General features: G+C 63.5%; 6 protein-coding genes. All 6 read right to left on the reverse strand.

Annotated elements, in window-relative coordinates:
* Position 1: 1 nt before the first annotated feature.
* On the reverse strand, positions 2–1,678 hold the full coding sequence (locus tag J2X34_RS14770) for a DUF262 domain-containing protein (RefSeq protein WP_429518038.1): 1,677 nt from the start codon (positions 1,676–1,678) through the stop codon (positions 2–4).
* Positions 1,678–4,437 (reverse strand): DUF1156 domain-containing protein, encoded by a 2,760-nt coding sequence (locus tag J2X34_RS14775; protein ID WP_429518039.1) that lies wholly within the window; start codon positions 4,435–4,437, stop codon positions 1,678–1,680. Before J2X34_RS14775 ends, J2X34_RS14770 begins: the two co-directional genes overlap by 1 nt.
* 129 nt (positions 4,438–4,566) lie before the next feature.
* Positions 4,567–7,977, reverse strand: a complete 3,411-nt coding sequence (locus tag J2X34_RS14780) for a helicase-related protein (RefSeq protein WP_429518041.1) — start codon at positions 7,975–7,977, stop codon at positions 4,567–4,569.
* A gap of 347 nt (positions 7,978–8,324) precedes the next feature.
* A complete protein-coding gene (gene drmB, locus J2X34_RS14785; RefSeq protein ID WP_429518043.1) occupies positions 8,325–10,052 on the reverse strand; it encodes a DrmB family protein in 1,728 nt (575 codons plus the stop codon).
* The gene (locus J2X34_RS14790) at positions 10,052–13,276 is read right to left on the reverse strand and encodes a helicase-related protein (protein ID WP_429518045.1); all 3,225 of its coding nucleotides are present in this window, start codon (positions 13,274–13,276) and stop codon (positions 10,052–10,054) included. The genes drmB and J2X34_RS14790 overlap by 1 nt, the downstream gene beginning before the upstream one ends.
* Positions 13,273–15,084, reverse strand: a complete 1,812-nt coding sequence (locus J2X34_RS14795; protein ID WP_429518047.1) for a UvrD-helicase domain-containing protein — start codon at positions 15,082–15,084, stop codon at positions 13,273–13,275. Before J2X34_RS14795 ends, J2X34_RS14790 begins: the two co-directional genes overlap by 4 nt.
* Position 15,085: the final 1 nt, after the last annotated feature.

Below are 15,085 nucleotides of genomic sequence, written 5' to 3' on the forward strand. Positions count from 1 at the left end.
GTCAGTTCAGCTCCCATTCCTTGTGAAGCACAGTCAGGAGGTCCGCCTGGCGGGCCTCGATCACAGCCGGGGTCCACTCGTTCTGCATGAGCACCTGAGTCGTGAGCGCGAAGACGGCGCTACCTTTGGTGCTGGTGAAGTAGTTCGCCTTCTTCTTGGCGAAGTCGTAGTTCTGCGCCTCGCTGTTCTTGGCACGATTGAGCAACACCAGGTTGCCGAGTCGGTGGGTCCAGTACAGGCACTCATCGTCGGTAAAGTCCCGCTTCCACACACTGCTGTCCCTGGGGTTCTGCGGAAGGACGTGCTCGACGGTGATCATCTTGTGCTGGTAGCTGACGCCGGGCTGCTTGGCGAGCAGGTCGTCCAGCCGGAGGAGGACGTACTTGCGCACGGGCGCGACCAGATACAGGCGGTCGGCCAGTCGGTCCTTCGTCTCGGCCATTTCCTCGGGAGTGAGGTCGAAGGCTGCCGCGCACAGTCCGTCGCCCTTCTCGAGTTGCTTGAGGAGTTCGCCATACCTGGAGCCTCGCGGGGTCGCGTACACGCGTCGCAGCAGCATGCTCGCTGCTAGGCGCTCGAGCTTACCGAGGAACTCCGACAGGTAGGCCGGATCGTTTCCGTGCTCCTTGAGCGCCCACAGCGCCGGCGCCTGCCAGTTGTCGTTATCGACCTGCATCAGGCGGCGCAGCCAGCTGTTGACCGGGGACCAGTTCACGTCGTCGGGATAGTTCTGGGTCAGTAGGTGCTCGTAGGCGTCGGAGTATGGGATGAGCACGTCATCGACGAACTCGCGCCCCTTGCCGGGCAGGTACTTGCTGAGGACCTGCTCGTCGAACTCTTGGAGCAGAACCTTGGTTGCCCGTTCCTTCTTGAAGACCATGCGGACGTGGCCGAAGAGGTTCGCGAAGGCGTCGCGTCCGAGGTCGACCTCCTCCTGCTCCCACTTGTCGGCGTACTCGGCGGCGTCCTGATCACTTACGTCGCCGATCACCTTGGATTTGAAAATGTCTGACGGAGTGAGGTCGAGTCCTCGCGCGTTCATGACGCTGAAGATGCGGTGCGCGCTGTTGAGGTCAGGGGTGCTCACCACGACGAGGAAGGTGCGGGTGCCAAGCATGGCGGCGAGGCGTTGCCGCTTGTCGTCGGGCCAGGCCACGAGACGGTCACGCAGGGACGCGGTGTTGTCGCGGATGGCCTTCTGTGCGTCCGTCTTCAGGTGAGCGTCGTCGAGCACGATGAGGTCCTCAGTAGCACCTTCGGCCTGGACTCGGTCGGCGAAAAACTTGGCGTCACGCTTCCTTAGCGTCAGTCGCGGCTTCGCCTGAGTGCCGGCAAGAATCTCACCGGGCTCGACAACCACCTTTGCCAGCTCCGTGGCAAGCTTCGGGTTCTCCGTCAGATCGCGAAGTACTGCGAAGAGAATGCTGAGGGTCGTAAGCCGCTGCTGACCGTCGATCACCTCAGCACGCGGGTCTGATCCCGCCTTCACCAGCACGATCGAACCCAGGAAATAAGGCTCGTCGGTATCTCGGGCGAGAGCGCCCTCCAGATCGTCCAGCAGTTGGAGTGCCTGCTCCTTGCCCCATGCGTATGGCCGCTGGTAGTCCGGGATCGTGAACTCGTAGTCACTGGAGAAGATCTTGCGCAGCGCGTACTCGCCCGCAGTGAGGTCCTTCATCAGTCGTCACCCTCGTCGAAGTCGAAAGCTCCCTGCGAAGTGACAGGTTTCTTCACGCTGCGTGCGACTTCCTGGATTTCGGACCAGCTGGTGACCAGGGTGTTGAAGCTGAGTGCGTCCTTCGTCCAGCCGTTACCCTCCGCGATCCGGAACAACAGGTGGGCAAGTTCCTTCACCAAATCGGCGTCGACAGCGCCATCGGGCCGGGCCAAAGCAGCCTGTAGGAAGTCACCCGCCGGCGCGATTCCGTCGCGCTCAAGCACCTTGATCAGGTGATGGAGAGCCTCCCAGTTGCTGGTGTGCAGGTCCTTGAGAACGTCGTAATCCCACGACAGTTCGGACGGCTTGATCAGCTGAACGTTCCCAGCACGGCTTGTAAGGATCTCATCGCGGTCCATCGTGTCGACACTCGTGTTGCGTGCCCGGGCGAGACTGTCTGCGCCACCAAAGTCGCCGACGCCATAGCCATGGCTCCGATACCAAGCAATCGCGAACCGAGAAGTTGCATCGAAGTCACCTTCCTGCTCGTTCAAGACTTGGTCGAGGACTTCATTGATTCTCGTGAGCGCACTGCCAACCGTCATTCTGGAGCCGTCGTCCTCAAGCACCATCCTGAACCGCGTGAAAACCGACATTCCTGGCCCAATACAAGACTGTGGAAGGTCGACAGGGGCCACCTGGCCATGCTGTAGGTGTCGAAGCGCATCAGGCAGTTCTGAAGCGAGAGCATCGATGAAGCCCCGGCGGTCCGTCGACTCGGCGCCTTCCTCTCGCGGCCTGAGCGCGAGAACAATCGATGACGCGAGGGCATTCGAGTCAATGCTTCGGCTGCGATTGCTCAGCTCGCTACGCATTGGCCACGTGGCTGTGATTGACCAGCCCGTGTCGACAATGCTCTGAAGGATGGTCTCCCAACCCTTCGACGCCGATTTCACCCCCGAGGATTCGCGAAAGGCGTAGTAGATGGTCGCAGGGAACGAAGTATCAGACGACTTCCGCATCGCGGAAAAGACTTCCCTAAACCCAGCCTCGAAGAACTGGCTCGCTTCCGCTCGGCCACCTTTTCGCTCGTGGTCGGCCACCAGTTCAGCGTGCTTGGGCGCAGTGATCGTCGCCAGCAGGTCGGGAAACTCCTCTCGCATCGTCAGACGGAGCCATGCATAGAAGAAGTCGGAAAGATCCGAGTACGGCACGTAGTCGAAGTACGGCGGATCGGTGCTGATTACCGATCTGGAGTAGTCGATCTTGGCCGCATCTGCCTGTTGCGCAGAGCCCGCTGTCACCCTGGGAAGTCGTTCGATTGCCTTGGCCACGAACTTGAGCGCAGGAAGCCAGCCTCCGGCCGAATTACTCCACGGCGACGCCTCTGAATAGTCCCAAACGATTTGAACCGCCTGCATCGCAAACATGTCACCCGACTGCTCCTTGCCGGGATCGGGTCGCCATCTACAGAGTGAATTGCAGTAGTTCGCGTACCTACTCAGGGCAATACCAAGATAGACCCGCAGCGCCCTCGCGTATTCGTCTGCATCCGCACGACCAGCGGCCTTGGCCGCCGCCAACGCCGAATCCGATGCGGCAGCAACTTCCTCGGCCAACGCAGTCATGACGTGAAGCTGACGCGGAGTGAACAGATCAGAAACGGTTGACATCCCGTACTGCGGCGCACCCATGTATTGCGAATGCGTAGAGAGCGGGACATCCGGAACAGCGTCTGGGGGTCGCACGTCGGCCGCGCGCTCCCACTCTTGAGTTCCCGCGAGATAGTGCCGCTGTCTGTTTCCCTCGAGTGCGACCGCGAGAAGGCGTGCGCGAAGCCTGCCAGCCTGCCCTTCGCCTTTGATATAGGGAAGCGGCGCGGTTGTACCGCACGCCAGACACGTCGCTCCCTTGCGGCCGAGCGACGTCGGCTCGACCTGCGGGCCACCCGGCGATCTGCTGATGCTGAACTCAACCCGCTTTGGACCATTCGCGTCGGCAGGAACAACCTCGGGTACTACGAATGCTTCCTTTCCCTTCTTCTTTCCCAGCCACCATTTGGTGACGATCGGCATCTCGATGCCACAGGCGGGGTTCGGGCATGTCACAGATCTTGCCCAGAGCCAAGCGATGACCGTTGCAGCCGACCCGTCCGGACCTTCAACGACGGGGTACATGCCAGACAGTCGGCTACGGACAGCGCCGATTATGTCCTCGCCATAGGCAAGTACGTCAGCCGCCAGACCGGAGTATCCCGGCCAGTGTCCAATCACAGATTCGACAACCCGCGGATGAACGGGCGAGGTATCGAAGCCTCGCGGGATCTCCAAGAGTGCCTTGTTGATCAGAGTTGCAACCGGATTGAGATCGCTCGCCTTCGCCACGAGGCCAAGTCGAGCCGCTTCCAACGGGATCGACCCCCCACCAGCGAACGGATCCATCACTGCCGGGGCGCCGCCGGGCGAGGAAGCCTTGATCTCGGCGCACGCCTGCTTCAAGACTTGAGGGCTGGCGTCCCAGGCGGCGAGCTGCTCAATGAGCGCATGGAGCCGCTCGCGCTCCTGGCGTTGGCTCGCTTCATCGGGGAAGGTCTCAGGATGACTACTCGGGTCATCAACGAGTTGGGAGAAGAGCACCGCACGCGCGGTTGCCAGAGGCTTTCGCGACCACCACAGGTGAAGCGTAGACGGGTGCCCGTGCCTAATCGCCTTCTCGCGCGCCGAGGCATTGTTGATCACCTCCAGCGGCAGAGCCACCTCGATCAGCTTGCGCTTGTGCACTAGTTCCTCAACCTTCCGTGCCCGAGGTGACGGGCAAACCTCGCCGCCGATGCGGCACGTGATTTGGACATGAACTTACCGGTGGGCCCAACCGCGTCGAACGCGAGTGATCCGTGGGGCCCGAGAGCATCAGAACGGCGACGTGCCCTTCGCCCAAGTCTTGGCCCAGTCGCCGCGGATGCCGGTGGCCTCGAAGTTGCCGAGATCGGTTGTGGCGAAGGGATCGCCGAGGTACCTGACCTCGTCGAACTGCGGACTGCGAGGGTCGACCTTGACCAGCGCGAGGCGATATCGCGGAACGGCGTTCTTGCCCGTCATGACTTCGTTGTGGGTGACGAAGAAGTCCTGGGCGCCCTCGATGCGTGCTTTGACCTCAATCCGGTAGGTGTCGCCGTTGGCGTCAGTGGACAGGATGTCGAAGCCCTTGTTGTTGAATGCCTGCTCGACCGGTTTGCGACCCAGCTCGCGCTCGCGTGCCAGCACAAGATCGACACCACGGCGCTCGACTTCCTTGGTCTCCTTGGCGTGAATGGGCGCGGTGGCTGGGATCTCGCCTTCCAGCATCCCGACCGGAAGTACCAGTGCGGCCGTGACGATGTGCGGAGGCTTAGTCGACATGAGCTGCTGCTGGTCGAGCAAGGCCAGGCGCTTGCGGAGGCGATCGTCAAGCTCGACGGCCTTGCGGTTGAGGCTGTCGGAGGATTCCTTGAGCTTCTCGCCCTTCTGCTCCTTCTCCGATGCCACTGCGGCGTCGAGTAGGAGACGTTCACTCTCGGAGCTAAGCCGCTTGGTAACGAGGTCACGGGCCTTCTCGAGTTCCGCAAGCCGTCGCGGCTGGACCTCGTCGAGGTACTCCGGAAGCTGGTTGGCGATGATCCAACTCATCGCCTTGTCCTCGGCGTCGCCAAGCCAGGCCAGGCTCCGGGCAGCGTCAACGGCTGGCCCGGCGGGTGCGGCTACGCAATCGAGGTAAGGCGCAGGTCCCGCGGGGCTGACGGTGCCGAAGTGGTCGACGTAGGCGTAGCCGAATCGCCGCGCGACCGACTCACCGGTAGCGTCTGCGATCTCTTCGATGACACCGACTAGCAGCTGAGGCTCCTCGAGGGTCGAGGAGCAGAGGATCGTGCCCTGGTTTAGGACGCCGCCGAAATTGCGGATCGCCTCGCCCATGACCGCATCGTGCAACGGGTGGCCGGGCGCCAGAAGATCGGCGCGGGTCAGACTCCCGGGCTGGACGTGGCCGATATCGAATGTCACACGGTCGTACTTCGTCGCGATCGGTCCACTGCCGGCAGAGCGGATGTGTTGTGGAACGTTCGCGATCTCGTAGCGCCCCTTTTCGCGCTTGACGATGCGACCGCCGAGCTTGGTGAACGCGGCCTTGAAAGCGAGCTCGATGTAGTGCGGCTGCAGCCGGCGCGCGCGTGCCTCGTCCATCGCTGCCCGCAGGGCGTGGAGGTCAGTATCGGCGAGGTGCTCGGAGGCAAGTGCTCGCTCATCGAGCAGGTCCTTGAGTCCATCCCCGACAGAGGCATCGATGACCTCATGCATCTTGGCTTTCACGTCGTCCCGCTCGCCGTACTGGATGGCCTCCAGCAGCAGGTTACGCAGCGGGGTGTCGGTGAAGGCCTCGCCGAGGACGTCGAAGACCTTGCCGCCGTAGGTCTTCCTCATCTGGTCGAGCTTCTCCAGCAGGCGGGTGAAGACCTCTCCCTCACGAGTGTTCGAGGCGACGAGGTTCCAGAGCCGACACACCTCCTCCTGGCCGATTCGGTGGACGCGGCCGAAGCGCTGTTCGATGCGGTTCGGGTTCCAGGGAAGGTCGTAGTTGACCATCAGGTGCGCGGCCTGGAGGTTGAGGCCTTCGCCGGCGGCGTCGGTGGCGAGCAGGATCTGACAGTCGCGGTTCTTGGTGAACTCCTCGGTGATCTGGCGACGCTCGGTGCGGCGTACGCCACCGTGGATGGCGCGGACTGCGTCGGGCTTGCCGAGAAGGGAGCCGATCTTGCTCTGGAGGTAGTCGAGGGTGTCGCGGTGCTCGGTGAAGATGATGAACTTCCGCGGCCAGCCGTTCCTGTCGGTGGTGAGCGCGTTGTCCTGGAGGATGTTCGACAGTTCGGTCCACTTGCGGTCGGTGCCGGCTTCGCGGACGAGTCGTGCGGTCTTGATCAGGTCGCCGAGCTCCGTTAGTTCTGCGTTGAGCTCCTCGACCGTCTGGGCGGCGGTCGCCGCGTCGAGGAGCTCTTCCTCCATCTGCTCCAGCTCCTCGGCGTTGAATTCGTCCTCGTCGACATTGCTGATGTCGACGATCGGTTCGCTGTCGCGGTAGGTGCCGTTCTGGATCTCGAGCTTCTTGCGTTCGAGCCGTTCGGCGCGTCGAAGGAGGCTCTTGTAGATCGCTTCCGGGCTGGACGCGAGGCGGCGCTGGAGGACGGTGAGCGCGAAGCCGACGGTGTTCTTGCGCTTGCCGCCGATTCGCTCGGCGCGGTTCATCCCCTCGCGGACGTAGTGGGTGACCTGCTCATATAGGTCGTACTCGAGGGCGGTCAGTTCGTACGGGACCGTCTCGGCGATGCGTTCGGGGAAGAGTTTCTTGCCCTCGAAGGTCAGGAGGTCTTCTTTGACCATGCGGCGCATGATGCCGCTGACATCGGCGCTCTTCTTCTGCTTGCCTTCGAACCGGTCGCGGTCGAGCAGGGTTAGGAAGAGCTGGAAGTCTTCCTCCTTGCCCGAGTGAGGGGTCGCGGTCATCAGGAGCAGGTGGCGTGTGATCTTGCCGAGGATCTCTCCGAGCAGGAATCGTTTGGTCTTCCGTAGCTCGCCACCGAAATAATGTGCCCCCATCCGGTGGGCCTCGTCGACGATGATCAGGTCCCACTCGGTTTCCTTGAGCTGGGCTTGGAGCTGCTCGTTGCGGGAGAGTTGGTCCATACGCGCGATTAGCAGCGGGTTGGCCTCGAAGACGTTGAAGTTCGCCTGGGCATCGATGAGCTGGTTGGTCAGAAGGTCGAACCGGAGCCCGAACTTGAAGAAGAGCTCGTCCTGCCACTGCTCGACCAAGCCGCCGGGAGCAATGATCAAGCACTGCTTGACATCGTCGCGGAGCAAGAGCTCCTTGATGTAGAGACCAGCCATGATCGTCTTGCCGGCGCCGGGGTCGTCGGCGAGGAGGAACCGGAGCGGGGTCCGGGGCAGGAGCTCGCCGTACACCGCGCGGATCTGGTGCGGCAGCGGTTGCACGTCGCTGGTGGCGACGGCGAGCATCGGGTCGAACAGGCCGGCGAGCGAGATGCGCTGGGCCTCGGCGACGAGTTTGAAGTCGCTGGCAGCGGCGTCGAACGCGCGGCTGCCGCTCTGGGCGACGCTCAGGTTGTCCTGGTCCTTTCGGAACACAACCTGCTGGCCAAGCCCACCCGAGGCGTTCTTGTAGGTTAGCTCGAGTGCGTCCGTGCCGTGCCACTGCGCGGCGATGACTGTGATCACCTCGGCGGGGATCAGACCGTCGATCCGCAGACCGGTTTTCAACTCTTCAAGCTGCACGAACGAACCTCCTGATTGACAGCCCTCAGACATTACCCTCGCCTACCGACAGGCTCGCCATCCTGGTTTCCGCTGGCAGTCCTGACCAATCGTCCCAGCAATCGAGTCGATTCAGCAGGAGCAACACAACGACGAGTACGCCGATCTCGAAGAATGTCCCGGAGGTCGTCACCCGGGGGTGGCGATCAGGTCCCACGAATTGATGGCGTGGATGCGCGGCCAGCCAGCCGTGCCGAGCCAGTGCCCCTGCATTACGCGTGCCCGAGGGCTGCCCCGGGCAAGGGGTGGGCCCGCTCCCCCAGTGGTGGGTGACGGGACGGTGCTGCTCCGCCCCGTCACCCTGTGGGTCAGACCGCAGCGACGAACGTGCTGAACAGACCCTCGAACTCTTCGCCCTCCTCATGAGTGCCGAACAGCAAAGCACGGTCGAGGAGGGTGTTGTTCAGCTCGCACGAGGTCTCGGGCACCAGCACGCAGGCATGGCAGGCTGCCAGGTTAAGCGCATCCGTTCCCGACGCCGTCGACTCGATGCACACCGGGTCACACGAGCACCAGGCCAGGCGGCTCAACCCTTCGCTCAGCACCGTCGCGAAGCTGTCCTTCGCAGCCTGCGAGGCAACGCCGCCGAGGCTGCCCGCCGAGTCCGAGCTCGCCGTGTACACGAGAATGCCGGCCATGTCGTCGTCGACATAGAGACGCTCACGCAGTGATGCCGCCGGGTAGCCCGCGTCCAGCGACAACTGATCGATGAGGACATGAGCGAGGGTGTGCACGGCCACCTCCACGATGTCGATACGCGGCGCCGGACGACCGAACTCCGCGGCGCGCCGGTCGGCGGCCGACTGAAGCAGTTTGCGGCGACGCTGGGCAAACGGCTTCTTGGACCAGTTCGTGAGCTCACCGCGGTCTAGCGCGACGAACACGCCTTCGCCGATGACCTCGATCGCCGGCAGCCAGTGCTGGCGAGTGCGGGACAGGTCGCACAGCCCCTCGGCGCCGAGCTCTGTCACACCGTCAAGGCGGGAGAATCCATATAGCGCCCGCACCTCACGCAGACGTGTCACCTTGCGCACGTCTGTGACCAGCTTCGGCAGCGACGAATCCAGCCGCATCGGCAGGCACACGAAATCGGAGTCGATGCCGTTTTCTTCCCGACCTGACATGAGCGCGCTGAACTCGTCACGCCGCAATGCGGATTCACTGAAGTCCGCGTCCTTCTCCTCACTCCGCCGGCGCTCGAGTTCCGCGGTGATTTCCTCCGCCGAGTGCTTACCGTTGGACGACTTCGCGATGTTTTCGATCAGCCTCGGTGTCACGGCGTCCGGGTCTTCCAGCGAGATCCAGTGCTTGTCGACGAACTTCGCCAATGCCTCCGAGTAAGGCGGGATCGAGATCGCGGACCGCACTGCGGGGAACCACACGTTCGACGCACCACGCTGCAGGACACGAGGAATCTCCGAGCAATCCTGCCGTGCCTCCCCACCGAGCCAGGGCCGTGCACCGCTGCACGTCCCGAACTCGGCGAGCGCCTTCGGGCCGAAGGTTCCGTCCAGCGACTTCGGCTTCACCCCACACGTGCACTTGAGCACGAGGTCGGCGAGCGACGACGTCCGACCGAGCGACGTCATCGTCATCTCGTGCTTCGCACCGTCGGCCGAAACCGTCCCCTTGTGCAGCCACCGGAAATAGGGGAACTCGTCGATGTGGCCCTTCGAGCAGGCCGTGATGAGACGGAACGGCGTCAGGAGCGCCTTGTCCTTGCACTGCGCACACTTCGCGACGTTCCAGTCCTTGGCCAGGTCGGGCAGCGACCCGATCCGGCGACAGGACGGACACACCTGCGTCAGCGGGAACCGGATCACCGGTACGTCCCGTGCCGTGCCGGCGGGTGGCGTCTTGAGGTCGCTGACCCGCAACGACCGGGCAAGCCGGGGCTCACTCACGGGACGTGCGCGGTTCTCGTTCCACTCGTCCAAACCGACGATCATGTAGCTCGTCGTCTCCGACGGAAAGAGCCCACCGATCCCGTACGTGCTGAGAAGTTGACCCCTGCGGGCCTTCGCTCCAGTCGTCATTACTTCCTCTTCATCGCAATCTGGTACAGGCCGCTTTCCGCATCGACTTCGCGCATGCTGCGCATCGTCGGCCAGGGAGCCTCGCTCTGGGAGTACTCGATGTGATCGTTGATCAGGGCTGCCGCGGGGTCGACGAGCAGCGCGGCGTCGAGATTTCGAACGTTCTGGTAGCGCATGTTCGGCTTCGCCTCACCTGCCTCAGACCAGACATTCAACAGATCGTCGACTTGCTTGACCGTGGCAACCAGTTCTTCGGCGGCTTCCTCGTTCTCGGGCTTCTTCCGATCCTCGAGCACGGTCTTGGCTCGGCGCGTGAGGAGGTCGGCGATCTTGCGGAGGTCGTCCCAGTTGTCGTCGGCAAGGTATGCCGCAGTGTCCGGCGCGAGCCCCGGAACCAACAGCCGCGCCAGCGAAACCAGCACACCGTGCAGGCCACGGTCCCGGGCACGCGCCGCGAACGGCGTCGCACTCGTCGCCTCCACCGCCCGATACAGGGCCTGGTGGTACGGAACGAAGCTCTCGTAGTGCGAGCGATCGCGAGAACGCGCCGAATTGAAGATCGTTACAACCAATCCCGGGAACTTACGCCCGACGCGGCTGGTCGCCTGGATGTACTCGGAACTGGACTGAGGCTGCCCCATCACGGTCATCAACCCCAGGCGGTCGATGTCGACACCGACCGAGATCATGTTGGTCGCCAACACGACATCGTCCGGCTTGCCGTCCGCTAACGTGGCTTCGATCCGCTTGAGCCGCTCCGGGATCTCGGACGATGCGACACGACTGGTCAGCTCGTTGGCCGGCTTCAGCTCACGCGCCGTCGTGTCCTTACGGTTCGACACCACCCGGAGACGCTCGCGGACGTCGCCCTCCACCTGGAGGTTGGCACTTCCAAGCACCCGAAGGCTGTTGAAGTAGCCGAGGAGCGTCCAGTACGGATCACGTGTGGCGTCGTCGCCGTCGATGTCCTTGGCCGCCTGCAGCAGCGCTGCATACACCCGCACCAGCAGCGTCGCGTGGCTCGTGGCCGGCGACATGATTCCGACGTACTGCCGGGTGCCGTGCGTGTCTCGCGGCGCGGGCTCGGCGAAGAACGACTCGTCGGGGTTGATACCCGGCGGCGGGAACTGTGCCGCCGTACGTGCGAACACCGAGCGGATCTGCTTTTCGGCCCGACGGATCGTCGCGGTCGAGGCGATCACCTTCGGCCGGCCTCGGACTTCGGACTCGGCGAGCGGATCCACCGAACACGCTGCATCGACGGCGGTTTCGTACAGCCCCACCATCGAACCCAACGGCCCGGAGATCAGGTGCAGCTCGTCCTGGATGATCAGGTTCGGCGGATACCCATTGCCATCTCGGGCAAAGAGCTTGCCTATGTCTTCGTTCCACGCCATGTTCGCGAACTTGTCGACCGTGCCCAGGACCAACTCGGGCCGTTCCCGGTAGATATCGTCGTCGACCACATGTACGGGCAGTCCGTCCGCGAAATCGCAGCCGGCGGTGCTACATCCGATGTGCAAGTGCGGTTCGGGATGCTTGCGCACCTCATAGTTCTTGTGGTCGAGTACCGTTCCGCACCACGGGCACTGCGTCAACTGAACCGGGTTCTGCTTCTCAAGCTCACGTCCCGCCGCAAGTTCTCGCAGCGCCTTCTTCGCGTCGCCAATCTTGTTGGGAGTGCCGTTCTCGCCAACCCACAGCCCGATGGAGAACGATCGCTTGCCGATGTCGGAGTTGGCCTTCCGCACAGTCTCGAGCGAACACATGAGCATAGTTGCCCGCTCGAACTGTTGAATCGTCAGCAGCCGCAGGGTGTACCGCATGATCACCGCTACGCCCTGCGCCTCTCGATCCTGCAGCCTGCGGTGCAGGATCGAGAACGCCACCAAGCCCAGATATGCCTCGGTCTTGCCACCGCCGGTCGGGAACCACAACAGGTCCGCGATATCCCGGTCCGGATGATTCCGGTCGGCCAGCCCCGGCAGGTTCAGCAGGATGTATGCGATCTGGAACGGGTACCACCGGTCCTCGGCACCGTCACCGACCGTCCCTTTGGCCCCCTTGCGGACCCAGTCCTGGCGGGCACGCTGCAACTGCATCGCCTGATTCGAGAGTCGGAACGCCCTCATGCTGACCGGGTCGTCACGCAGCAGGTCGATGCCGGCCTCGATGCGGTCTGCGGCAATGCCCGCAGCCTCGACGTGACCACGCGCCGTCTCCAACAACTTGTCTTGGACATCCGCGTCGCCGGACGCCAGGTCGCTCTCGAGCTGCTTGATCCACGCACGGTAGCGCGTCGCCAGGCCCCGCAGGCTGGCGACGACCTCTTCGTCGGAACCATTCGCCAAGAACGACATCCGCAGGTTGACGGACTCGTCGAGGAGACCTGGCCTGGCCCGGGATACCTCGTAGGCGGGAAGGAACGTCGTCGCGACGTGGTCCACGGCCTCACCGACAGATGCGGTATCCCACTCCGCTGCGCATCCGTGACCGATCGCGAAGGTTCGCTTGTTGCGATACAACAGAGCCGACGTGTCCAGGTCGGGGTCCCCGACATTCACGTGGTTGCTCCGGTCCACGATCGCCGGCGCCGCGGTCGAGACGCCGATTCCGACCTGGAACCATGCCTTGTCGTCCCGGAGCTCACCCTTGATCGCAGGCTTGGTGTTACGCAAGGCGACGGAGATCGTCGAGACGCCGTCACGCGGCGGCCGAACGTACACGTACAGCTCGAGACCGTCGACGACACCCGCCTTCGGCCCGCACAGCCCCGGTTCCGTGATGGACACCGTGACGGGATCGAGCGCCAGCGGAACCCTCTGCCAATCGTCGGAGCGCTTCTTCTTGGTCTCCACATCACCGCCCTCGACCGCAACCGCGCTGTAGCTCGCGCCCGTGATCGCGATCGTGATCTCGCTCGCGTCGGCGAGCCGGACCGAGAAGGTCAGACCCACCGACGACGGGTACCGCATCAACGCCTGCGCGACCGGGCTGTCCTCGGTCGGCTCGGCGTCGCCGGGCTCCGCCCCGTCGGGCTCCGGAGTCTCCTGCCGGCGCTCATCGACCGGCCAGAGCGCACCGATGATGTACCGGTCGAGCGGCGCCTCCGAGATGACCTCGTGCTCACCGCCGCCCGGACCAATGACGTCGCGCGCCAGCTCCTCGACCATCTCCGTCCTGAACCGGTACTTCTCGTCCAGGGATGTGTCCCGCGTACTCACGAAATCTCCTCCATGTTCGACCAATCAGGTTGTGCCAGACCGATGACTCGCGGCGCGAGCCACAGTCCGGAAAAACTGACATCCAGTTCCTGGGACCGCCTCGGATCGCCCGCAACGGTTTCGACCGAAACCAGCGACAACCCGGACAACGACGCCGGCCACGATCCGCCCCGCATGCTGAACGCCTTGACGAACGACTCGTTGAAAGCCTCGCTCGTGCGCCCAACCGCGCGTCCGTCTTCCGTGCTGAGAACGTACGAGGGCAGCTCCTCCGTCGACTGCTCTGTATCGAGAACTGCTTCCAACGGTGCCCCCACGAGATCTGGGGCGTTGAGGTTCGTCTGCACGACGTGCGCGTCGTTCGCGATCGTGACCGGAATGTCGACCTCGACATCCCCGCACTTGAATTCGACGGCCTTGGTGCGCTTCTTCGTCGACTTCCACTTGTTGACCCGCTCCAGGATGCGACCGGGCAACCAGTGCATGTCCTGGTACAGCGCATAGGTCTTCGGCAACTCGCACCGGAAGATCTGGTCGCGCGCCCGGCTCAGCGCCACGTATCGCGCCCGGACGACTGCCCAGGGATCCTCGTCCTCCCACGAAAACGCCCGGTCGACGAGGAAGACCCTGTCAAACTCAAGGCCCTTGGCCCTGTGAACCGTGGAGACGATGACGTTGCTTGAGTCTGGCTCGGTCAAGGTGAGCGGAACGGTGCCCGATTTGACCAGCGACCTGATTCGGGCCACGTTGAGGGCGTCGGTTTGCTTCGCGTTTCCTTCCGCGGCCTTCAGGAGGTACCAAGCGTCGTCACTACGCTCCTCGCCGAGGATCCGCTCGAGAGCTTCTTCGACCTCGGACCGTCGAACGACCGTGCCGTCCAGCGAGCCCAGAGCCTGCGCCACCCACTTTGCTGCACCGAAGTCCTGCGCCTGACGCCGGACTGCATGGCGAATACCGTTCTCGTTGAGGTACTTCGAGACTCTGAGCACTTCGCCGTTCGTTGCGCACAGGACTGCCGTAGTGGAGCCGTCGACCGACAGCATGTCGGCCCATTCCTCGATCTCGCCCAGCTCGAGCAAACTCGACTCGAACGCGTCCAGTGCGTCTTCGGCCTCACTCGCATCCGACATACCGCGAAGCTGGTTGCCCAACTCGACAACCTTCTGGGGATCGGCACCCCGCGCACGGTAGTTCTCACCGAGCCCGACCATTGTCGCGCCGAACTCCGACCGCAAAGCCTCGAAGACCTGCTGCGAGGACGTCTTACTCCTTGAGTCGCCCAGCTGGAAATCGTAGATGCCCTGGAGCGGGTCGCCCAGCGCGGTGATGCCGACTTCCGGTTCGAGGCGACGCAGGAGTGCCAGCACGAAATCCGCCCGGTCGCCGACGAGGTCCTGCACCTCGTCCATCACAATGTGACGGAGATCCTCGACCTCGAACGGAACCTCGTCGGATTCGGCGAGCACCTTGGTGGCCTGCCGGATCCGCGCCTCGTACGAACCCGTCGCCTCGATGTCCGCGTCGAGCAGAATCCGCCCGGCGAACGAGTCGAAGGTGCGCACGTTCGCGGCGGCAACCTCACGCAGTTCCAGACGCGTCCGCACCGCTGACACCGCGGCTCGAGAGAAGCTCAGTACCAGCACCTCAGTCGAAGCCGACAGCTGCTCTTCCTCGACGAGGAAACCGATCCGTGCCGCGACAACCTCGGTCTTGCCCTGGCCGGCACCGGCGATCACCACGAGACGCTCGTCTATGGGAGCCTCGACGACAGCACACTGCTCGTCGTTCAGTTCCAACGGTTCTGCCATT

This window comes from Rhodococcus sp. BE178, from assembly GCF_050433545.1.
In the GTDB taxonomy this organism is placed as follows: domain Bacteria; phylum Actinomycetota; class Actinomycetes; order Mycobacteriales; family Mycobacteriaceae; genus Prescottella.

What these genes read in the sequence shown, in the direction of transcription:
- drmB (WP_429518043.1), bottom strand. Translation starts at nt 10,052, where the DNA reads ATGACGACTGGAGCGAAGGCCCGCAGGGGTCAACTTCTCAGCACGTAC.
- J2X34_RS14770 (WP_429518038.1), bottom strand. Translation starts at nt 1,678, where the DNA reads ATGAAGGACCTCACTGCGGGCGAGTACGCGCTGCGCAAGATCTTCTCC.
- J2X34_RS14795 (WP_429518047.1), bottom strand. Translation starts at nt 15,084, where the DNA reads ATGGCAGAACCGTTGGAACTGAACGACGAGCAGTGTGCTGTCGTCGAG.